The following is a 21,497-nucleotide window of genomic DNA, read 5'->3' on the forward strand; positions in this document are numbered from 1 at the left end:
TGGGGTAAGTATGCTGGATATCGTAGGCGCGGGAGTTTCGCCGGGAATGGGCGAATTGGCGTCGGACCTGGAGCGGGTCCTCGATTCCATGAAAATGGGCGTCGTGCTTCTCGACGCCGACCTCAACGCGCTGGTCGTCAACACTGAATTCTACAAGCTCTGGAAGATGACGCCGGACGATATCGGCGTCGGTTCATCGTTTCGGGCGGTGATGGACTTCAACCGTCACAACGGCATCTACGACGTCAACGACGAGAAGTGGGAAAGCTACGTCGCCTATCGGCTGAATGAAATCCGCGCCGGCGATGTCGCCCCGCGCGAATTCAAGCGCGCTGACGGCTGCACCATGATCTATTCGGTGACGGCACTTTCCGGCGGCAAGCGTCTCGTTTCCTATTACGACATCAGCGAGATGAAGGAGCGCGAACAGCGGCTCGCCGAGACGGTGGAAAAGACGCGCCTCTCCGAAGCCGTCATCAACGGCATCAAGGACCCGATCTTCGTCAAGGACGCAGACCTGCGTTTCGTCTTCGTCAACGAGGCCTTTTCGGCCCTGTTCGGCAGGAAGCCGCAGGACATGCTGGGCAAGGTCGGCGGCGATTTCTTTGCTACCGAACAGGCAGAGGGTTTCGAGGATAGCGAGCGCCATGTGCTGCTGACCGGCCAGCCTTACGAAGTCGAGGAGAATTTCGAATTTCTCGGCAAGGCCAAGTCGCGCATCGTGCGCAAGAACCGCGTCAGCGTCGACAGCGGCAAGAATTTCGTTGCCGGCTTTCTTTTCGATGTGACGGATATCAAGTCGCGCGAGAACGAAGCCGACGAAGCGCGACGGCGGCTGGCCAATGTTCTGGAATCGCTGCCTGCCGGCGTCATCATCTACGATCGCCACGACAAGTTCGTGCTGGCAAACCGCAAGCTGCAAGCCTCGCTGCCGGCGATGGCGGCTGCCTGGGTGCCCGGTTGCACGCTGCGCGAGGCGATGGAGATCGCCCATCGTGCCGGTTATTTCCGCCAAAGCGGCGATGCCGAACTGGATGCGCTCTATGACAGCGATCCCGAGACCTGGGTCCGTCGCTATATGGGGCGCTATCACATCAAGCAGGCGGTCTATGAGCGCATCAACCCGGATGGCCGGTGGCATCAGGTGTTCGATATGCGCATGGACGACGGCACCTATATCGGTGTGCGCGTCGACATCACGGAACTGAAGACACGTGAAAAGGCGCTGCGCGACAGCATGCGCCAGATCGATCTTTTCCGGCACGTTCTCGATGAACTGCCGGTCTCGACCTATGTCAAGAATGCCGACCTGACGTTCGAGTTCGTCAACAAGGCCTGGAGCACGATCACCGGGGTTTCGCAGCAGGCGGCGATCGGGCGAAGCGACCGCGATTTCTTCGGCGAGGAAGGCGAGGGCTTTGCCGAACGCGATCTCGACGTGCTGCGCAGCGGCAAGCTGAACGAGACGGAGGAGACGTTGACCCATGCCGACGGTACCGTGCGCCAGCTTTATGCCAAGAAAAGCCGGCTCGTTTCCATCGATGGCTCGTTGCATCTGATCGGCTCCAGCACCGACGTGACGGAGCTGAAGGAGCGCGAGGCGGAGCTTCAGGAGGCGCAGCGCCGGGCGGTGCTGGCCGACCGTGCGAAGTCCGAATTCCTCGCCAATATGAGCCACGAGATCCGCACGCCAATGAATGGCGTGCTCGGCATGGCCGAGCTGCTGGCCAAGTCCGACCTCGACCCGAAGCAGAAGACGTTCACCGACATCATCGTGAAATCGGGCAACGCGCTGCTGACCATCATCAACGACATTCTCGACTTCTCCAAGATCGATGCCGGGCAGCTGGTGCTCGATCCCGCGCCGTTCAATCTGGCCGAAGCCATCGAGGATGTCGCCACGCTGGTGTCGACGCGCGCCAAGGAAAAAGACCTTGAGCTGATCGTGCGTGTTGCGCCCAATCTCTACGATCTTTTCGTCGGCGACGTTGGCCGCATTCGCCAGATCATCACCAATCTGGTCGGTAATGCCGTCAAGTTCACCGATTCCGGCCATGTTCTGATCGACGTTACCGGCGAGACGGTGGATGGCATCGCCAATCTGCGCATTGCGGTGACCGATACGGGTATCGGCATCCCGGCGGACAAGCTGAAGCAGGTGTTCGAGAAATTCAGCCAGGTCGATGCCTCGTCGACGAGACGGCACGAGGGAACGGGTCTCGGTCTTGCGATCACATCGCGGCTGGTCGGCCTGATGGACGGCGACATCGGCGTTGAAAGCACCGAGGGCAAGGGCTCGACCTTCTGGTTCACGCTGTCCCTGCCGAATGCGGGACGGCCGGAAGGCCGCAAGGTGACGCCGGTCGACGTCACCGGCGCGCGCATCCTCATCGTCGATGACAATGCGGTCAATCGCGCGATCCTGATCGAGCAGATGGCGTCCTGGACCTTCGATGCCTGCGCTGCGCAGAGTGGGGCGGAGGGCCTGAAAGTGCTGCACGCCGCTGCAACCCTCGGCGTTCCTGTCGATTGCGTGGTTCTCGACTATCAGATGCCGAACATGTCGGGCGCTGAAATGGCGCGCATCGTGCGCAACACGCCCGGCCTTGCAAACACCCCGATCGTCATGCTGACATCGGTCGACCAGTCGCTCGTCAATGCCAGCTACCGCGATCTGGCGATCGATGCGCAACTGATCAAGCCGGCGCGTTCCTCGACGCTTCTCGAAGCGCTGGTCTCGACCATACAGCGCCGGCGCAGCGCCTATTTTGCCGGCGAACCAAGGCGCGGCGCCATTGCCGATGCGGCGATGAAGCCGGTGTCCCAACCTGCCGTGAGCCTGCGGACGCGCAGCCGTCCGGCCAAGTCCGGCGAACACCGGCTCGATATCCTCGTGGCCGAGGACAATGAGGTGAACCAACTCGTCTTCACCCAGATACTGGGCGAAACCGATTTCACCTTCGAGATCGTCGGCAATGGCAGGAAAGCGCTGGCCGCTTTCACCGAGATGCGGCCACGCATGATCCTGATGGACGTTTCCATGCCGGAGATGAACGGGCTGGAGGCGACCGCCGCAATCCGCGAGCTGGAAGCGCAGTCCGGAACGCGCATTCCGATCATCGGCGTGACGGCACACGCGCTGAAGGGCGACCGCGATCGCTGCATCGAAGCCGGCATGGACGACTATCTCGCCAAGCCGATCAGCCCCAAGGCCCTGCTCGAAAAAGTCCAGCGCTGGGCATGGCTCGATGATCAGGACCAGCGCGAGGCGGTCTAGGGCATTATTTTTCCCGCGGGAGCGATCTTTGTTTCCACATGGCGCGGCGAGCATCGCTTGCCGCGTAACTGCTTGATTCTTTCAGGCAACGCGTCCGCGTATTCGGACGGGCATCGGAACCGCCGTTTTCAGGCGTTACCGAGGTGACATGAAACTGTCATCTGACTGTTACAAATGGTCGTTAATGCCTCTCCCGACGCAAAGAAACGCGTCGAAGAAAATTCCCCGACAGGAGTTAGGCCCCAATGACCAAATTCTTTCTTACGGCGTCGGCCGCAGCGATCGCGCTTGCCGCTTCCGCCGGCTACGCAGCAGCCCGCGACCAGATCCAGGTCGCTGGCTCCTCGACCGTTCTGCCCTATGCAAAGATCGTTGCCGAGAACTTCGGCGAGACCTTCACCAACTTCAAGACCCCCGTGGTCGAGTCCGGCGGCAGCGGCGCCGGCATCAAGGAATTCTGCAAGGGCGTCGGCGAGAACACCATCGACATCGCCAATTCCTCGCGCAAGATCAAGACAGACGAAGTGAAGTCCTGCGTCGACGCCGGCGTCAAGGACATCCAGGAAGTCAAGATCGGCTATGACGGCATCGTGTTCGCCACCGACCTGAACGGCCCGGATTGGGCGCTGGTGCCGGAAGACGTCTACAAGGCGCTTGCTGCCCAGATCGTCGTCGACGGCAAGCTCGTCAACAACCCGAACACCAAGTGGAACCAGGTCAATCCGAACCTGCCCGACTGGGACATCGCTGCCTACATCCCGGGCGAAAAGCACGGCACTCGCGAAGTGTTCGAAGAAAAGCTCCTTGCCGAAGGCTGCAAGTCCTCGGGCGCGCTCGAAGCCATCAAGGCCGCCGGCCAGGATGACAAGGCTGCCGCCAAGACCTGCGTGGCCGTGCGCAAGGACGGCAAGGCTGTCGACATCGACGGCGATTACACCGAGACGCTTGCCCGCATCGCTTCCAACAAGACCGGCGTTGGCGTGTTCGGCCTCTCCTTCTACGAAAACAACGCCGACAAGCTGAAGGTCGCGACCGTCGAGGGCATCGTTCCTTCGACCGAGACCATCGCCAAGGGTGAATATCCGGTGTCGCGTCCGCTTTACTTCTACGTGAAGAAGGCTCACCTCGGCGTCGTTCCGGGCCTGAAGGAATATGTCGACTTCTTCCTCGACGACCAGATGGTCGGCCCTGAGAGCCCGCTGGCCGATTACGGCCTGGTTGCGGCTCCGGAAGGCGAGCGCAAGGAACAGCGCGAAGCCTTCGACGCCGGCAAGACCATGTAATCAGACGATATTTCGGGGCGCGGGATTATCCCGCGCCCCGAAATGCCTGCCATCCCGGAGTAGTCCATGTCCTTGATGCTCGTCTTCGCGCTCGTATTCGTCATAGGCGCCGTCGCCTTTTTCATCGGACGACAGCGTGCCGCCGCCCACGACAACGGCAAGGTCAAGCCGCACTCCCGCGCTCACTATCATGGCTGGTGGGCCTTCCTGCTCGCCACGCTGCCAGCACTTCTCCTGCTGGCCATCTGGAGCATCGGCTCCAGCGTCTATCTCAACAGTCATATCAACGGCCAGTTGCCGGCACAGACCGCTGAAAGCGCCATTGCCAGCCGCACATTGGCCGCCAGCCTGACCAAGAGCCTCGCCAACGGTTTGCGTAAGCTTGAGCCGGAAGCGGCCAACAATTTGCCGGCTACCTTCGCCGAGCTGCAGCCCATGCTTGCGGCGCGCGGCGTAGCACTGGCGCCGGATACGCAGGACTACATGATACCGATCGCGGTGGATGCCAACCGCACGCAGGATACGATGCAACTGATCGGCGGCGTCCTGGTTCTCGCGCTTGCCGTCGCTGGTGCCGTCTTCGGCCTTTCTCAGATCAAAGTCAGGGCGCGTGCGCGCAACAATGTCGAACGGCTCATTCTCTGGGGCCTGCTCGGCGCCTCGACCATCGCCATCCTGACGACGGTCGGCATCGTGCTTTCGATGCTGTTCCAGTCGATCAACTTCTTCGAGCGCGTACCCTTCTTCAGCTTCTTCTTCGGCACCGTCTGGGACCCGCGCTTCGCTGCCGCCGGTGCGGGCGAGTCGGCTGGCCAGTTCGGCCTGATCCCGCTTCTCGCCGGCACACTCTATATCGCGCTGGTCGCCATGCTGGTTGCCGTGCCGGTCGGCCTGATGTCTGCGGTCTACATGGCCGAATACGCTTCGCCGAAGGTTCGTGCCGTGGTCAAGCCGGCGCTGGAACTGCTCGCCGGCATCCCGACCATCGTCTACGGTATTTTCGCGCTGGTGACGCTTGGACCCTTCCTGCGCGACCTCAGTGCAGCCCTTGCCGGCGGCACCTCCTTCATCCAGGCGCAGAGCATTCTGACGGCCGGTCTCGTCATGGGCGTCATGCTCATCCCGGTCGTGTCTTCGCTTTCCGACGACATCATCACCGCGGTGCCGAGGGCCATGCGTGACGGCTCGCTCGGCCTCGGTGCTACGCGTTCGGAGACGATCCGCAAGGTCATCCTGCCTGCCGCGCTGCCGGGCATCGTCGGCGCCATCCTGCTCACCGCCTCGCGCGCCATCGGCGAAACGATGATCGTGGTGCTTGCCGCGGGCGTGGCCGCCAACCTGACGCTCAACCCGTTCGAAGCGATGACCACCATCACCGTCAAGATCGTCAATCAGCTCACCGGCGACCTCGAGTTCAACTCGCCGCAGACGCTCGTCGCCTTCGCGCTCGGCATCACGCTCTTCTTCCTGACGCTGATCATGAACATCTTCGCCCTCTACATCGTGCGCAAGTACCGGGAACAGTACGAATGACCGACATTTCCATGGACACAGTTGCCGGCGCCGTCCCCCGTCCGCGCCGCGATATCGGGCTGAAGCGCCGCTACGCCGCCGAACGCCGCTTCCGCATCTACGGCATGCTGGCGATCTCTGTCGGCCTCATCTTCCTGGCGATCATGCTGTTTTCGATCGTCTCCAAGGGCTACACGGCGTTCTGGCAGACGACGGTGTCGCTGCCGATCAATTTCGACGAGAAGATCCTCGATCCGGACAACAAGCGCGCCACCGATCCGAGCGTGCTGATTTCGGCAAACTATCCGAAGCTTGCCGAGAACGCGCTGGTCGCCAAGCTGGGGATCAACCCGGATGACAAGGTGACGATCCGCAAGCTCAAGGGCTTCCTGTCGGACGGCGCCCGCACGCAGCTGCGTGACGTGGTTGCGGCCGATCCATCGGTCATCGGCACGACCCGCAACGTCGACATCCTAGCCGCCGCCAATCTCGACTCGGCCTTCAAGGGCCAGATCGATCTCAACGTCGATGAGGCGCGGCGCAAGGTTTCCGACCAGCAGGTCATCTGGATGAAGCAACTCACGGCCGACGGTTCGATGGCCGAGCGTTTCAACAAGGGCCTGTTCACCTTCGGCGCTTCCAGCCGTCCTGAGACCTCGGGCATGGGCGTGGCGATCATCGGTTCCTTTTACATGATGGTGATCGTGCTTCTGCTTGCTTTGCCGATCGGCGTCGCAGCCTCGATCTATCTCGAGGAATTCGCCAAGAAGGGCCGTCTGACCGACCTGATCGAGGTCAACATCAACAATCTCGCCGCCGTGCCATCGATTGTCTTCGGCCTGCTCGGCCTGTCGGTGTTCATCAACTTCCTCGGCCTGCCGCGTTCGGCCGCTTTCGTCGGCGGTCTCGTTCTGACCCTGATGACGCTTCCGACGATCATCATCGCCACCCGCGCAGCCCTTGCCGCCGTGCCGCCGTCGATCCGTTCGGCAGCGTTGGGTCTCGGGGCATCCAAGATGCAGATGGTGTTCCAGCACATATTGCCGCTGGCTGCCCCCGGCATCCTGACCGGCACCATCATAGGCCTGGCGCGTGCACTGGGCGAGACGGCACCACTGCTCTTGATCGGCATGGTCGCCTTCGTTGCCAATTATCCGACAACGCCCTTTGAGCCGGCGACGGCCTTGCCGGTGCAGATCTATATGTGGGCAAACGAGGCCGAGCGCGCCTTCGTCGAGCGCATGTCGGGCGCCATCATTATCCTGCTCATCTTCCTGATGGCGATGAACATCACCGCGATCGTGCTGCGCCGCCGCTTCGAACGGCGCTGGTAGAAAAGGACCATGTTATGAACATCATGACCGAGAAAGCACTCGAAAGCGCAGTGAGCGATAAAATGAGCGGCACACCCAACGAAATCATCAAGATGCGCGGCAACAAGGTCGGCGTGTTTTACGGCGAGAAGCAGGCGCTGTTCGATGTCGATCTCGACGTGCGCGAAAACCAGGTGACGGCGCTGATCGGCCCTTCGGGCTGCGGCAAGTCGACCTTCCTGCGCTGCCTCAACCGCATGAACGACACGATCGACAGCGCGCGGGTGACCGGCAAGATCACGCTCGACAATGAAGACATCTACGACAAGAACATCGACGTGGTCGAACTGCGCGCCCGCGTCGGCATGGTCTTCCAGAAGCCGAACCCGTTCCCGAAGTCGATCTACGAGAACGTCGCCTACGGGCCGCGCATCCATGGGCTGGCCAAGAAGAAGTCCGATATGGATCATGTCGTCGAGACCAGCCTGAAGAAGGCCGGCCTGTTCAACGAGGTCAAGGACCGCCTGCTCGAACCCGGCACCGGGCTTTCCGGCGGCCAGCAGCAGCGCCTGTGCATCGCGCGCGCCATCGCGGTGTCGCCCGAGGTGATCCTGATGGACGAGCCGTGCTCTGCGCTTGATCCGATCGCCACCGCAAGGGTCGAGGAACTGATCGACGAACTGCGCCAGAACTACACGATCGTCATCGTCACTCACTCGATGCAGCAGGCAGCGCGCGTTTCGCAGCGCACGGCGATGTTCCATCTCGGCTATCTCGTCGAGGAGGGTGCGACCGACAAGATGTTCACCAACCCCGACGACAAGCGAACCCAGGACTACATCACCGGCCGCTTCGGCTGACGCGAACACGACGCGGATTGCAAGGACAGCATCATGGGCGAACATACCGTCACCTCTTTCGATGAAGATCTGGGACATATCGACCGTCTCATCCGGGACATGGGCGACCTGGCCGGCGCGATGGTCAGCGCTTCGATCCAGGCGCTGGTTCAGTCCGACAATGCGCTCGGCCAGCGCGTCGTTTCTGACGACGCCATCATGGATGCGCGCCAGCGCGAGCTGGACGAGCGCGCGATCACGTTGATCGCCAAGCGCCAGCCGATGGCGCAGGACCTGCGCGCGGTTGTCGGCGCCATCCGCATGGCCGGTGATCTGGAGCGGATCGGCGATCTCGCCAAGAACATCGCCAAGCGCGTCAGCGCAGTCGGCCAGAGCGCCACGCCGCGCGACCTTGCCCATTCGATCGAGGCGATGTCGGGCATGGTGCTGGATCAGGTTCGGGAAGTGGTCGACCACTATGTGTCGCGCCGGCCTGACGAACTGCAGGCGCTGCGCGCCGCTGACGAGAAGATCGACGTCAAATACACCGCCGTGTTCCGCGAGCTCCTGACCTACATGATGGAAGACCCGCGCAACATTACCGCTTGCACGCACCTTCTGTTCTGCGCCAAGAATCTGGAGCGCATCGGCGACCATGTCACCAACATTGCCGAAAACGCCTATTATGTGATGACCGGAAAGCAGCTTCCGCTCAATCGGCCGAAGCAGGACGAGACGTCGATGACCGCACCCGCCGCCTGAGGCGTGTCGATAGCGGAGATTTAAAAGGGTAAGCTTGCTCCACCGGCGGTGCGAAACCCGCCGGACACCATGCGAAAGGCGAGGGGGCTCGAACCGGATCGCGTTAACAGGACGGCAAATTGATGATCGCACCCAAAGTCATGGTGGTGGAAGACGAAGAGCCGCTGGGCGTGCTGCTTCGCTATAATCTCGAATCGGAAGGCTATCAGGTCGAGATCGTGCCGCGCGGCGACGAGGCCGAAATCAGGCTTCAGGAAAACGTGCCCGATCTTCTGGTGCTCGACTGGATGCTGCCGGCGGTTTCCGGCATCGAACTTTGCCGCCGGCTGAGAATGCGTCCCGAAACCGAACGCCTGCCGATCATCATGCTGACGGCGCGTGGCGAGGAAAGCGACCGCGTGCGTGGCCTTTCCACCGGCGCCGACGACTATCTGGTCAAGCCGTTCTCGACGCCGGAATTCATGGCGCGGGTGCGCGCACTGCTGCGCCGCGCCAAGCCGGAAGTGCTTTCCAGCGTGCTCAAGGTCGGCGATATCGTGCTCGACCGCGAGGCGCACCGCGTCTATCGCAAGAAGAGCGAGATCAAGCTCGGGCCGACGGAATTCCGCCTGCTCGAATTCATGATGCGCCATCCCGGCCGCGTCTTCTCGCGCAGCCAGCTTCTCGACAATGTCTGGGGCGAGACGATCTATATCGACGAGCGCACCGTGGACGTGCATGTCGGCCGGCTGCGCAAGGCCGTCAATACAGGCCGAATGCCCGACGTCATCCGCACCATCCGCGGCTCTGGCTACGCGATCCGCGAGGACTGATTTTCAGGCTACGTTCCTGCCCGCTGCTGCCGGGCTTGCGCCCGGTGCAAAAATTTCCTGATCGACGAAGGTCAGCGCCTGCATGGTGCAGCCTTCGCGGATAAGCGGAAGCTCGTTCGGCTCGGTGTCGAAGGAGATCGCCTTGTTGTGCTGGCCGCCGGCGGTCCTGTCGATCGCTTCGCGCAGCGCCGGCTCGATCAGGTCGAAAGCGGTGGCGCCAATGCCGACGACGGCGACCGGAGCGGGATCGATCAGCGCGAACAGGCTGCCAAGGCCGAAGCCGATCGCTTCGCCAGCCTTGCGGAACGCTTCGCGCTCGGGGCCGTCGCTCGCGCGTGCGCTATCTGCCAGCATGCGCATGTCGCCATCGCTGATGTCGGCGAGCGGCGCATCGTCTTCGCTTGCCTGTTTTGCCTTGCGCCAGATGGCATAGTTGCCGGCATAGGCTTCGACGCAGCCGCGCCGGCCGCAGCGGCAGAGCGCGCCATCGGGCCGATGGATCATATGGCCGAACTCGCCACCGGAGGATTGCGTGCCGGTGAAGAGCTCGCCCTTCAGCACCATGCCCATGCCGATGCCGTGCGAAAGCAGCACGGCGATGAAGTCATTGTGGTAGCGCTCGGGCTTGCGCCATCTCAGCGCCACCGCAATCATGTTGCAGTCGTTCTCGACGGTCACGGGAATGCCGGTTGCTTCCTCGATGATGTCGGCGAAAGCGATGTGGGTATGCGCTGTGATCGGCGTCCACAGCATCGCGCGGGACGTGGAATCGGTGATGCCCTGCACGGCCATGCCGATGCGCATCACCCGCCGGCCGGCCGATTTACGCAGCGCGATCTGCCGGCGCACCATGGCCACGCATTCGCCGATCAAGCCGTCGCGCGACATGGTCAGCGTTTCGAGCCTGCGTTCTTCTTCGGACACGACCTTGCCGGAATAGTCGACGATCGCGACCGAAAGGAAGTTCAGGGAAAGGACGACGGTGACGATTTCGGCGGCATCGGGATTCAGTTCCAGCGCCACCTGTGGCCGCCCGCGCTTTTGTGACGACGCTTCCGGCCCCTTGGCTTCCAGCAGAATCCCCTCGGCGATAAGGTCCGACGAGATTGCGGAGATGGTCGAGTGGCTGAGCCCGGTCGAACCGGCGATCTCGGTACGCGACGGCTGTTGCGCCTGGCGCACGGCGGCAATGACCATGGCGCGGTTGCGCTTGCGCAGATCGTCGTGACGGATCGCGACCGACATGTTTTCGTATTCCTCCCGGGAGCCTGTTCATTCCGCTGAAGCGGAACGGCCCCTGCCTTGTTGTTGGACCGTGATCCTTCCGAAGGCTGTTCGGACAAGGGATCCTAGCCTTTGCAACCATCGTGAACCATCCCTTCACAGGGCAGGCCCGTCAACAGCGGCACAAGGATATTGACAGAACTCTGCGCATGCGTCATTCTTTTTTTCGAGGCTCGAAAAAAAGAGCTTCTGGGTAGGCCCGAAGGCCAAAGTATCGTTGCGCTGTCTTGGCGCCAGGGAGGAAATCATGAAGAAGTTTGCAACCGCCATGCTGGCGGGTGTTGCGCTGTCCATGTCGCTGGGCGCTGTCGCGCATGCGAAGGACAAGATCGTCGGCGTGTCCTGGTCGAATTTCCAGGAAGAGCGCTGGAAGACCGACGAAGCGGCGATCAAGGCTGCTCTCGAAGCATCCGGCGACAAGTACATCTCCGCCGACGCGCAGTCGTCGGCTGCCAAGCAGCTCACCGACGTCGAAAGCCTGATCAGCCAGGGCGCCAACGCGCTCATCATCCTGGCACAGGATTCGAGCGCCATCGGACCGGCCGTCGAAAAGGCCGTTGCCGAAGGCATTCCGGTCGTCGGCTATGACCGCCTGATCGAAAACAAGGACGCCTTCTACCTGACCTTCGACAACAAGGAAGTCGGGCGCATGCAGGCCAAGGGCGTCTTCGACGTCAAGCCGGAAGGCAACTACGTCTTCATCAAGGGCTCGGGCTCCGATCCGAACGCCGACTTCCTGTTCGCGGGTGCGATGGAAGTGCTCAAGGACGCGATCGATAGCGGCAAGATCAAGAATGTCGGCGAGGCCTATACCGATGGCTGGCTGCCCGCCAACGCGCAGAAGAACATGGAGCAGTTCCTGACCGCCAATGACAACAAGGTCGATGCAGTCGTTGCTGCCAATGACGGCACTGCCGGCGGCGCGATTGCCGCTCTCGACGCGCAGGGCCTGGCAGGCTCGGTCCCGGTTTCGGGACAGGATGCGGACCATGCAGCACTCAACCGCATCGCGCTCGGCACCCAGACCGTTTCGGTCTGGAAGGACTCCCGCGAACTCGGCAAGACTGCGGCAGAAATCGCCTCGCAGCTCGCCGACGGCACCGCGATGGACAAGATCGCGAACGCCGTGAAGTTCGACGGCGGCCCGAACAAGGTCGAGATGACCTCGGTGTTCCTGAAGCCGGTTGCAGTCACCAAGGACAATCTGAACGTCGTCATCGACGCCGGCTGGGTTTCCAAGGACGTCGTCTGCCAGGGCGTGAAGGCAGGGTCGGTTCCGGCCTGCAACTAAGCCAATCGGCTTGAATAGCGACGCCGCGGTTTGAAGAGAACCGCGGCGTTTTCTTAAGGGCTTTTGCAAGAAGGCCTACCGTTTTGAAACGACGCGTGATCTCGGTCGGGAAATCGTTCCGGTTTTCAGGGGCATGCGCTAGGATGAAGCCCGGCTATCGGCGAAAGACCGTGAAGGCCGGCGGGAGGAAGTCATGACGGACGTGACAACGAGCGAATCTGCGGATCGGGCTCGAGCATCCGAACTCGGCGCTGTCGCCCGGTTTCTCAAGGCCACCGAAATCGACACCCGCATGCTCGGCATGGTCGGCGCGCTTCTGGTTATCTGGATCGGCTTCCATATCCTGTCGAACGGGCTGTTTCTCACGCCCCGCAATCTGTGGAACCTCTCGGTGCAGTCCTCGTCGGTCGCGGTCATGGCCACCGGCATGGTGCTGGTCATCGTTACGCGCAACATCGACCTCTCCGTCGGCTCGCTGCTCGGCTTCGTCGCCATGATCATGGGCGTCACCCAGACGGTGTTCCTGCCGCGGGTGATGGGCTTTTCGCTTGGCGACCCCACGATCTGGATGATCGCGCTTGCTGCCGGCCTTGTCGTCGGCGTCGTGATCGGCGCCTTCCAGGGCTTTCTCATCGCCTATCTCGGCATTCCGGCCTTCATCGTTACCCTCGGCGGCCTGCTCGTCTGGCGCGGTGCTGCCTGGTGGGTCACCAGCGGCCAGACGGTCGCACCCATGGACGCGACGTTCCGCCTGATGGGCGGCGGCCCTGAGGGCGCGATCGGCGCGACGTGGAGCTGGGTCATCGGGCTGGTCGCGTGTGTTGCCGTCATCCTGATGCTGCTTTCGGGCCGCCGCCAGCGCAAGCGCTTCAAGTTCCCGCTGCGGCCGGTCTGGGCCGAAGTGTTCCTTGGCACCGTTACTTGCGCCGTCATCCTCGGAGCCGTCTGGGTCGCGAATTCCTATCCGTGGCCGGCAGGCACGGTGAAGAAATATGCCGAGGCCAACAACATAACCATTCCCGAAGGCGGGCTGTTCATCGCCCATGGCATCGCCATTCCGGTGCTGATGGCGATCGCCGCCGGCATCATCATGACCTTCGTCACCACGCGAACGCGCTTTGGCCGCTACGTCTTCGCCATCGGCGGCAACCCGGAAGCAGCCGAACTCGCCGGCATCAACACGCGCTGGGTGACCATGAAGATCTTCATGGTCATGGGCTTCCTTGCCGCCATCAGTGCTGCGATCTCGACCGCGCGCCTCAATGCCGCGACCAACGCCCAGGGCACGCTCGACGAGCTTCTGGTGATTGCGGCAGCCGTCATCGGCGGCACGTCGCTGGCAGGTGGCGTCGGCACGGTCGCCGGCGCCATGCTGGGTGCCCTGCTGATGCAGTCGTTGCAATCGGGCATGGTGCTGCTTGGCGTCGACACACCGCTGCAGAACATCGTCGTCGGCCTCGTGCTGGTCGTGGCCGTCTGGCTCGACACGCTCTACCGCCGCCGCGTCCAGTAAGAAGAAACCGGGAGGCAATCATATGGATCAGACCAGCACCCCGCTCGTCGACATGAAGAACATCTCGATCGCCTTCGGCGGCATCCGCGCCGTCGATGATGCGTCGGTCGATCTCCATGCCGGCGAGGTCGTTGCCCTGCTCGGCCACAACGGCGCCGGCAAGTCGACGCTCATCAAGATACTGTCGGGCGCCTACAAGCGCGACGGCGGCTCGATCTTCGTCAATGGCGAGGAAGTCTCCATAGGCAACCCGCGCGATGCCAAGAAATACGGCATCGAGACGATCTACCAGACGTTGGCTCTGGCCGACAATGTCGATGCCGCCGCCAATCTGTTCCTCGGCCGCGAGCTCAGGACGGCCTGGGGCACGCTCGATGACGTCGCCATGGAAGCCGAAGCGCGCAATGTGATGGGACGGCTCAATCCGCGCTTCCAGCGCTTCAAGGAGCCGGTGAGCAAGCTTTCCGGTGGTCAGCGCCAGTCGGTGGCGATCGCGCGCGCCATACTGTTCAACGCCCGCATCCTGATCATGGATGAGCCGACGGCAGCCCTCGGCCCCCAGGAGACCGCGCAGGTCGGCGAACTGGTCAAGCAGCTCAAGGCCGACGGTATCGGCATCTTTCTGATCAGCCACGACATTCATGACGTGTTCGATCTCGCCGACCGCGTCTGCGTCATGAAGAACGGGCAGGTCGTCGGCACCGCACGCACCCAGGACGTCACCAAGGACGAGGTTCTGGGCATGATCATCCTCGGCAAATGCCCTCCCGGTGCAATCCCGGGACCGGGGGCGATGGCCATCGCTGCCTGAACCTGTTGCGCTGAGGCCACGCGCAATCCATCGCATGGGCCTGTGCATTGCATTACCCCCGGCACCCTTTAATAAGGGTCTGGTATGAGCAATTCGCAGGCCCGGCCCTTGAAGAAATTTCTCTCTGTCGCGGTTTTTCTGGCCGTCGCGGCTGCGAGCCTGGCGATGGCTGGCTTTGCCTATCATTCGTCCCAGGAGGCCGCGCGTTTCAAATTCGCCGCGACGGTGGACGATGCCATGAACCGCATCGAGAGCCGTCTCAACCTCCACCTCTCGCTGCTGCGTTCCACGCAGGCCCTTTTCAAGGTTCGGGGGCGTGAGATCGGGCGAACGGAGTTCAAGGCATTCTTCGATGCGCTCGACGTTGAAAACAACTTCAAGGGCCTGAGGGGCATCGGGTTTCTTGGGATAGCCAAACGCGGCGATGAAGCTCAGCTCGAGCAGGACATCCGCAGGATCGGGGGTATCGAAGGGTCGATCTACCCGCCATCGGAGCTGGAATGGCGGACGCCGATAGTGCTCTACGAGCCGTTGAGTGAGGCCAACATATCCAGCCTTGGCTACGATATGTTCACGGAAGAAGCGCGGCGCGCTGCCATCGAAATGGCGATGACCAGCGGGGTTCCCCGGGCGACTGCGCGGATCGTTCTCGGCGAAAATACCGGTTCGGCAGAAAAGGTGCCCGGGTTTCTGGTGTTCGCAAGCGTGGATGAAGATGGATCGGATATCGCCACGGGAGGCGTCAAGCCGACCGTCTCGGGACTGGTGTATGTCGCGTTTCGCACCGGCGACCTGTTCGAGGCGGCGCTCGGCTCGGCTCCGATATTGCCTGTTCATGCCGAAGTGTTCGACGGCGACGCCAGCGACGACAATCTGTTCTACCGCTCGCCGACACCGCCCGGCGCTGCCTACAGCGAAGATTTTCGCGTGACGCGCAGCATCGTTCTGGCCGGCCGGCCATGGACGGTGCGCTTCCGTCCGACGGAAGGGTTTTCCGAGCCGTCGTCGCCTACCATTCCCGTCATGCTTGGCCTGTTCGGGCTCCTGCTCGCCGGCGCCATTGCGATGGTCGCCCGCTATCAGGAGCGTGCCTACAATGCCGCAGAGCGCCTGCATGAAACGACGGAAAAGAGCCTGCTGGAAAAGGATCTGATGCTTCAGGAAATGAAGCATCGCATCAAGAACTCGATCACGCGGGTGCTGGCGATGGCGCGGCAGACGGCGGCGCACGCGACCGACGTCAACGAGTTCTCCACGTCCTTTGCCGCGAGGCTGCAGGCGATGGCCGCCTCGCAGGACATGCTGACGCGTTCTCGCTGGCAGAAGGCCGATCTCGGCGAACTCCTGCGCATCGAACTCGGGCAGGTCTTCGGCAAGGATCTACCCGACGACATGCTATCGGGTCCGGTCGTCCTGTTGAACGAGACCACGACGCAGGCGCTCGGCCTGACATTCCACGAGCTTGCCACCAATGCGCTGAAATATGGCGAGGCTGGCAACACGGTGGGTGCATTGAAAGTGAAATGGCGGGTTCATGAAGAAGGCGGCGAACGGCGCCTTGGCTTGACCTGGACGGAAAGCGGCAACAAGGCGATCTCGCCGCCGACAAGAACAGGGTTCGGCACCAAGCTCATCGACATGAACATCACCAGGGAACTCTACGGCACCATCGAACGCGATTATCGCGCCGACGGTCTTCTGGTCCAGATCGATATCCCGCTGAAAGGTCTTTCAAAGACCAGGGAGTGACATCAGCAGTCACCCCTTCGAGGATCGTGCGATCCTACTGCTGGCGAACGGAGTTTTTGTCGGAGCGCGCCGGATTTGAGGCGACCACCACATTCGGTGCACCGATTTCGGCGACCAGCTTGCCACTAGGGAGGACATCCCAGGTCAGCTCGGCGTCTTCCTCTTCCATGGCGGGATCGACCGGAACGCATGTCGCGAAAGTACGCGTATGTTTGCCCTTGGCATCACGCAGAGCCATCGGAAGAACGCTCTGGCATTCCTCGGCGGTTTCGAAAATGGTGACAGGCGCCGGCATTTCGGTGCATTGCTTGAGATCGCCGGAGCATCCAATTATCAGCAGCAGTGCAGCAATATGTTCCATGGCTGGATCCTTTCGCCATGTAAACGAGTCATGTGCCCTTAAAGTTCCAGAGCGGTTTCGTCAGGAACAGGCGCCCGTTGCTCTACTCTATCTCGAAGCTGCCGGCGGGAATCTCGAGTCGGTATTCCAGCGTGTCGCCCTCGATCGCAAAGTTCGCGGTGCCGTTCATGGAAGCGGGAACGACGCGCTCAAGTGCCACGCTGCCGAACTTTTTCTCGCCCATATCCCTGGCTTCCGGACCGATCGTTTCGGTCCAGGAAAAGGACAGCGCAACGTCGCCGTTATCTCCGTTGACCGGTTTGGCGGACACCGTGACGAAGCCGCCGTTGCGGGCGAGCGCGCCGTAGCTGACGGAATTGACCACAAGCTCGTGCAGCGCCAGACCGATATGAAGTGCTGCATTTGGGTTCAGATAGGGATTTATGCCCTCGAAGACGATCGAACGGGACGCTCCCGGGCTGTAGCGCCCGACCTGGCTGGTGACCAGCTCACGCAGATCAGCGCCGCGCCAGTTCGACGAGGTTATCAGATCCTGCGAGGAGGCCAGCGATTGCAGCCTGCCCCGAAAGCGCGACAGAAAGCTGTCGATCGTGCCCGAGTAGCGGCCGGTCTGTGTGGCGATGCTCTGGATGATGGCGAGAAGATTCTTCGAACGGTGGCTGAGTTCGCGAAGCAGGGTCTTCAAGGTCTGCTCGCGGCGTTTCTGGTCGGTCGTTTCGATGACCGTGGTCATCACGCCGACCACGTCACCTTCACCGGTTGCGCCTTTATCGGCATCGATCCAGAGATCGAACCATCTCATGCCAGCCTCATGAGGAAGGCTGAATTCCAGAGTTTCGGAGTTTCCTGTTTCGAGCACCCGGCTTTTGGCGGAAATTATCCTTCCTGCCTGATGGCCGGGGATTATCTCGTCATCGCTGTGGCCGATAACGGTACCCGGGGTCCAGGGTTCGGGCAGGTTATGGACCCAGACGTAGCGAAGATGACGATCCTGATAGAGTACGCAGACACCGGTGTTCTTCAGGACTTGAAGCAGGCTTTGACCAATTCTCGCACCGTCGCCCGGTAACGTAGGCCTCTGCCCATCTTTCCCCACGCTTGCCTGCCTTTCCGCCGTGCTCATTGTCCAATGACATGAGGTCAAGCTGAACGGTTCAATCTGTTATGAGTTCCCGATCTGCGATGAGTTCCCGAAAGGATATAGCCGAAAAAAGTTCCGCCGAGCGGCGCCCTGTTGGGAAGCGCTGCCCGGCGGCTATCTGGAAACCGTTTGAGGGGTGCGGTTTCCAGCATCCCGTCATTTCCGGCGAAGACCGCTATGCGCGGCGGAAAAGACCCGCGATCAGCGAGATCACGAGGAACGCCAGGAAAATGAAGAACAGAATCTGCGCAATACCGGCCGAAGTGCCGGCAATACCGCCAAAGCCGAGCGCGCCGGCAATGATAGCTACGACAAGGAATACAAGGGCCCAGTAAAGCATGATCTAACTCCCTGAATTTCTATGTTGGAAAAACGCGCTTCCGCGTTGTTGGTTCCCGAAACAAGATATTCTCAAAGAAAAAGGCCGCCGCAGGGACGACCTTCTTCGCCTAAAACTGCGTCACGACTATGCAGCCGCTTTCGCCTGCCGGTCGAAGAACAGCGCCTGGCTGATCAGCGCCTTGACCATATCAGGATTGAACGGCTTGGTGACGAGGAATGCCGGCTCCGGGCGCTCGCCTGTCAGCAGGCGCTCGGGAAAGGCGGTGATGAAGATGACCGGCACGGCGGCGGTGGTCAGGATTTCGTTGACGGCGTCGATGCCCGAACTGCCATCTGCCAGCTGGATATCGGCCAGCACCATTTTCGGCCGCGTCTTGTTGAATATCGCCGTTGCTTCAGAGTGCGTGCGGGCGGTGCCGACGACGCGATGGCCAAGGCTCTCGACCATCTCCTCGATGTCCATGGCGATCAGCGGCTCGTCCTCGATGATAAGGATGTCCGTGGCCACCTGCCGCGAAATCTCGTTGCTGGCCTGGGTCAGCAATTCGATAAACTTTTCCTCGGTAACGCCAAGGATTTCGGCACTTTCCTCGTTGGTGAAGCCTTCGACCGCGACCAGCAGGAAGGCCTGACGGGGCAATGGCGAAAGGGCAGTGAGGTTGGCGGCGGCGCGCTGTTCCCACGCGGAGTTGGTTTCCTCCTGCGGTACGCGGATGGCAATCGACGTGAACAGCTTCGCGAAGACCTTGTAGAGCGCGATGCGATCGTTGGAAGCCTCCGGGAAAATGCTTATATCGGCAATGATCGCCTCGAGAACCGCCGCTACCAGCGCGTCTCCACTTTGCTGCGATCCGGAAACCGCACGGGAAAAACGCCGGAGAAAAGGCAAATGCGGGGCAATGGTTGCAGATAGACTCATGATAGGATGCTTCCCTCAACTGATGGGTCGAAATTGACTTAGTTTGAATGACCAGTCCCTTCAACGAGACTTTTACGAAAAAGTTCCCTCATACGGGGAACGAATTTCAGGCTGCGGCGTTTCCGGGGGAATTTGGGTAACCAGATGCCGATGCCGTTCGCCTTGTTTTCTCTACAGCGTGACCGGAAGACGCAAGGCAAGAAACAGGACGAAATTATAGCATGACCAAGCAAAAGACCGGGGCAGAACCCGTCAATCGGCGCCGAAACGGATCAGGTGATCCACTCGGGACCAACTCGGAAATTGGCCGCAAACTCAAGCAATATTATGACGAACTGGTCTCCGACGAGGTGCCGGATCGTTTCGCTCAGCTGCTCAGCCAGCTGGAACAGGCTGAACCTCTTCAGAAGAAGGGTTGATCAGCATGGCCGTTTCTCCGGCATTCAAGACGGAACTGCTCGCGACCATCCCGAACCTGCGCGCCTTTGCAGTTTCCCTTACCCAGAGCGCCGACAAGGCCGACGATCTGGTGCAGGAAACGCTGGTCAAGGCGTGGGACAAGCATGAGAGTTTCCAGATGGGGACCAATCTCAAGGCTTGGCTCTTCACCATTTTGCGCAACGAATTCTATTCGCAGATGCGCAAGCGCGGGCGTGAAGTGCAGGACAGCGACGGTGTGATGACCGAGCGCCTGGCGGTTCACCCCAGTCAGCACGGCATGCTCGACCTCAAGGATTTCCGCGGTGCGCTGGAACAGCTTCCCGAAGACCAGCGCGAGGCGATCATCCTGATCGGCGCGTCGGGGTTCTCGTACGAGGAAGCGGCAGAGATCTGCGGCTGTGCCGTCGGCACCATAAAGAGCCGTGTCAGCCGTGCAAGAAATCGCCTTCAGGAAATCCTGGACATATCCGGTGAGGCCGAGTTCGGGCCGGACGCTATCTCGGCACAGGTCATGGGCTCAAACGCCGCCTGAATCAGGCAGGCGACCGGCGGTCGCTGCCAGCGCCTCGATCAGGTCGGTGCCGGAATAGGGCTTGCCGATGACGGGGATGCCGGGAAAGGCGGTAAAGATTTCATCGACATCCGCATAGCCCGACGCAAAGATGAACGGCACGCCGTTCTCATGGATTTTCTTCGCGAAAGGCAGTGTGGAGGCACCCCCGAGCATGACGTCGAGGATCGCCGCATCGAAGTTTTTCGATGCTTGCTCCTGGTCGATCTCGTCAAGGTTGCGGGCAATCACCGCCTCAGTGGCTCCATTGTCCCGGCAAAGCTGTTCGACATCCATCGCAATGAGGAACTCATCCTCAAGGATCAGGATACGCATACCGGAAAGCAAATTTGCCAATGGAAATCACTCTGTTGAAAGGCGGCGATTCATGACGGCTAACACCGGCGTTGTCATTTAAAAAAGACATGTATCCAAATGCGCGCAATTGGAACTCTCCGACCTCCAATGCGTTGAAATAAATCGACTTTTGGGGAGAGTTCCGTGGCAGCACAGCAGGCGAGATCATTTTCGGCGCGGCAATTTTCCTGCGAGAAGTGCCCGCTGCGGCCGCTAAAGGTGTTTCGCGAGTTCGAGAAAGAAGAGCTCGCTTTCGTCAGCAAGTTCAAGAAGGGCGAGCTGGCGGTGGACAAGGGCGCGACGGTCCTGGTCGAGGGGAACCACAGCGCTCACCTTTATACCGTGCTTTCGGGTTGGGGTTTCCGCTACAAGCTGATGTCGGACGGACGCCGCCAGATACTCAACTATCTGATGCCTGGTGACCTGATCGGTCTGCAAGGCAGCCTGATGGGAGAGATGCAGCATTCGGTCGAGGCGCTTTCGCCGCTGCTTTTGTGCATGTTCGAGCGCGACCAGCTGCACGAGCTCTATCGAAACTATCCCGGCCTTGCCTACGACATCACCTGGATCGCATCGCGCGAAGAGCAGATGCTCGATGAAAACCTGCTGAGCGTCGGGCGCCGCACCGCACTTGAACGCGCCGCCTATCTCATCGCCTTCATCGGCAGCCGGGCGAAGACGGTCGGTCTGAACGGCAAGCAGGCGATAGAAATACCGATTACCCAGCAGCACATCGCCGATACGCTTGGCCTGTCGCTCGTCCACACCAACAAGACGCTGCGCAAGCTGATGGACCGCGAGTTGATCATCTGGCGGGATGGCGGCTGTGAAATCCTCGACGTTGATGGCCTGATGAGGCTGGCCCGTTGGGAAGGGCTGAGCGAAGTGCTTCGCCCCTTGGTATAGATTCAGGTGATGACGGCCTGACCTGAATCCGGGC

20 protein-coding genes are annotated in these 21,497 nt (G+C 61.1%); 14 read left to right on the top strand and 6 right to left on the bottom strand.

The window, feature by feature from the left end:
- Nucleotides 1-10: 10 nt before the first annotated feature.
- The 7 genes from WBQ96_RS11490 (at nt 11) to phoB (ending at nt 9,798) form a co-directional block, all read left to right on the top strand.
- Nucleotides 11-3,277 carry a response regulator gene (locus WBQ96_RS11490; RefSeq protein WP_336549646.1) on the top strand — a complete coding sequence of 1,089 codons (3,267 nt, stop codon included), beginning with the start codon at nt 11-13 and terminating at the stop codon, nt 3,275-3,277.
- 245 nt (nt 3,278-3,522) lie between these two features.
- Nucleotides 3,523-4,560 carry a PstS family phosphate ABC transporter substrate-binding protein gene (locus WBQ96_RS11495; protein WP_336549644.1) on the top strand — a complete coding sequence of 346 codons (1,038 nt, stop codon included), beginning with the start codon at nt 3,523-3,525 and terminating at the stop codon, nt 4,558-4,560.
- 66 nt (nt 4,561-4,626) lie between these two features.
- A complete protein-coding gene (pstC, locus tag WBQ96_RS11500; protein WP_336549642.1) occupies nt 4,627-6,093 on the top strand; it encodes a phosphate ABC transporter permease subunit PstC in 1,467 nt (488 codons plus the stop codon).
- Nucleotides 6,090-7,406 carry a phosphate ABC transporter permease PstA gene (pstA, locus tag WBQ96_RS11505; RefSeq protein ID WP_336549640.1) on the top strand — a complete coding sequence of 439 codons (1,317 nt, stop codon included), beginning with the start codon at nt 6,090-6,092 and terminating at the stop codon, nt 7,404-7,406. The genes pstC and pstA overlap by 4 nt, the downstream gene beginning before the upstream one ends.
- A 14-nt stretch (nt 7,407-7,420) precedes the next feature.
- Nucleotides 7,421-8,245, top strand: a complete 825-nt coding sequence (gene pstB / locus WBQ96_RS11510) for a phosphate ABC transporter ATP-binding protein PstB (RefSeq protein ID WP_165118654.1) — start codon at nt 7,421-7,423, stop codon at nt 8,243-8,245.
- A gap of 33 nt (nt 8,246-8,278) precedes the next feature.
- Nucleotides 8,279-8,986: a phosphate signaling complex protein PhoU gene (gene phoU, locus WBQ96_RS11515; protein WP_336549637.1), complete on the top strand. Its 708-nt coding sequence runs from the start codon at nt 8,279-8,281 to the stop codon at nt 8,984-8,986.
- Between the two features lie 122 nt (nt 8,987-9,108).
- Nucleotides 9,109-9,798, top strand: coding sequence for a phosphate regulon transcriptional regulator PhoB (gene phoB / locus WBQ96_RS11520; protein ID WP_091909675.1), 690 nt, complete (start codon nt 9,109-9,111; stop codon nt 9,796-9,798).
- Nucleotides 9,799-9,801: 3 nt separating this feature from the next.
- Here phoB and WBQ96_RS11525 read toward each other — a convergent pair whose 3' ends face one another.
- A complete protein-coding gene (locus tag WBQ96_RS11525) occupies nt 9,802-11,043 on the bottom strand; it encodes an ROK family protein (RefSeq protein WP_336549632.1) in 1,242 nt (413 codons plus the stop codon).
- A gap of 286 nt (nt 11,044-11,329) precedes the next feature.
- Here WBQ96_RS11525 and xylF point away from each other — a divergent pair, with 286 nt between their 5' ends.
- The 4 genes from xylF to WBQ96_RS11545 all read left to right on the top strand — a co-directional run bounded on the left by xylF (nt 11,330) and on the right by WBQ96_RS11545 (nt 16,446).
- A complete protein-coding gene (gene xylF, locus WBQ96_RS11530) occupies nt 11,330-12,373 on the top strand; it encodes a D-xylose ABC transporter substrate-binding protein (protein ID WP_336549631.1) in 1,044 nt (347 codons plus the stop codon).
- Between the two features lie 193 nt (nt 12,374-12,566).
- Entirely contained in the window at nt 12,567-13,886 is a 1,320-nt protein-coding gene (locus WBQ96_RS11535; RefSeq protein WP_165118662.1) for a sugar ABC transporter permease, read from the top strand.
- A gap of 22 nt (nt 13,887-13,908) precedes the next feature.
- The gene (locus tag WBQ96_RS11540; RefSeq protein ID WP_165118664.1) at nt 13,909-14,697 is read left to right on the top strand and encodes an ATP-binding cassette domain-containing protein; all 789 of its coding nucleotides are present in this window, start codon (nt 13,909-13,911) and stop codon (nt 14,695-14,697) included.
- Nucleotides 14,698-14,805: 108 nt separating this feature from the next.
- Nucleotides 14,806-16,446, top strand: coding sequence for a CHASE domain-containing protein (locus WBQ96_RS11545; RefSeq protein ID WP_442920814.1), 1,641 nt, complete (start codon nt 14,806-14,808; stop codon nt 16,444-16,446).
- A 34-nt stretch (nt 16,447-16,480) separates the two neighbouring features.
- On the opposite strand, the gene WBQ96_RS11550 is transcribed toward WBQ96_RS11545, so the two are convergent.
- The 4 genes from WBQ96_RS11550 to WBQ96_RS11565 form a co-directional block, all read right to left on the bottom strand.
- Nucleotides 16,481-16,807, bottom strand: coding sequence for a hypothetical protein (locus WBQ96_RS11550; RefSeq protein ID WP_165118668.1), 327 nt, complete (start codon nt 16,805-16,807; stop codon nt 16,481-16,483).
- Nucleotides 16,808-16,889: 82 nt separating this feature from the next.
- Nucleotides 16,890-17,930 carry a sensor histidine kinase gene (locus WBQ96_RS11555; protein ID WP_336549620.1) on the bottom strand — a complete coding sequence of 347 codons (1,041 nt, stop codon included), beginning with the start codon at nt 17,928-17,930 and terminating at the stop codon, nt 16,890-16,892.
- A 193-nt stretch (nt 17,931-18,123) separates the two neighbouring features.
- Nucleotides 18,124-18,288, bottom strand: a complete 165-nt coding sequence (locus tag WBQ96_RS11560; RefSeq protein WP_018429836.1) for a DUF1328 domain-containing protein — start codon at nt 18,286-18,288, stop codon at nt 18,124-18,126.
- A gap of 126 nt (nt 18,289-18,414) precedes the next feature.
- The gene (locus WBQ96_RS11565) at nt 18,415-19,209 is read right to left on the bottom strand and encodes a response regulator (RefSeq protein WP_336549600.1); all 795 of its coding nucleotides are present in this window, start codon (nt 19,207-19,209) and stop codon (nt 18,415-18,417) included.
- A gap of 221 nt (nt 19,210-19,430) precedes the next feature.
- On the opposite strand from WBQ96_RS11565, the gene WBQ96_RS11570 reads away from it, so the two are divergent.
- Both WBQ96_RS11570 and WBQ96_RS11575 read left to right on the top strand, forming a co-directional pair.
- Nucleotides 19,431-19,628, top strand: a complete 198-nt coding sequence (locus WBQ96_RS11570; RefSeq protein ID WP_165118674.1) for a NepR family anti-sigma factor — start codon at nt 19,431-19,433, stop codon at nt 19,626-19,628.
- A gap of 5 nt (nt 19,629-19,633) precedes the next feature.
- A complete protein-coding gene (locus tag WBQ96_RS11575; protein ID WP_091910293.1) occupies nt 19,634-20,182 on the top strand; it encodes an RNA polymerase sigma factor in 549 nt (182 codons plus the stop codon).
- Here the strand turns inward: WBQ96_RS11575 and WBQ96_RS11580 are convergent.
- The gene (locus WBQ96_RS11580; RefSeq protein ID WP_246245759.1) at nt 20,168-20,557 is read right to left on the bottom strand and encodes a response regulator; all 390 of its coding nucleotides are present in this window, start codon (nt 20,555-20,557) and stop codon (nt 20,168-20,170) included. The genes WBQ96_RS11575 and WBQ96_RS11580 overlap by 15 nt on opposite strands.
- Before the next feature lie 144 nt (nt 20,558-20,701).
- Between WBQ96_RS11580 and WBQ96_RS11585 the strand changes: the two genes are divergently transcribed.
- The gene (locus WBQ96_RS11585) at nt 20,702-21,463 is read left to right on the top strand and encodes a Crp/Fnr family transcriptional regulator (protein WP_165118676.1); all 762 of its coding nucleotides are present in this window, start codon (nt 20,702-20,704) and stop codon (nt 21,461-21,463) included.
- Nucleotides 21,464-21,497 lie beyond the last annotated feature (34 nt).

Source organism: Mesorhizobium sp. CCNWLY176 (assembly GCF_037153935.1).
Taxonomy (GTDB): Bacteria; Pseudomonadota; Alphaproteobacteria; order Rhizobiales; family Rhizobiaceae; genus Mesorhizobium_M; species Mesorhizobium_M zhangyense.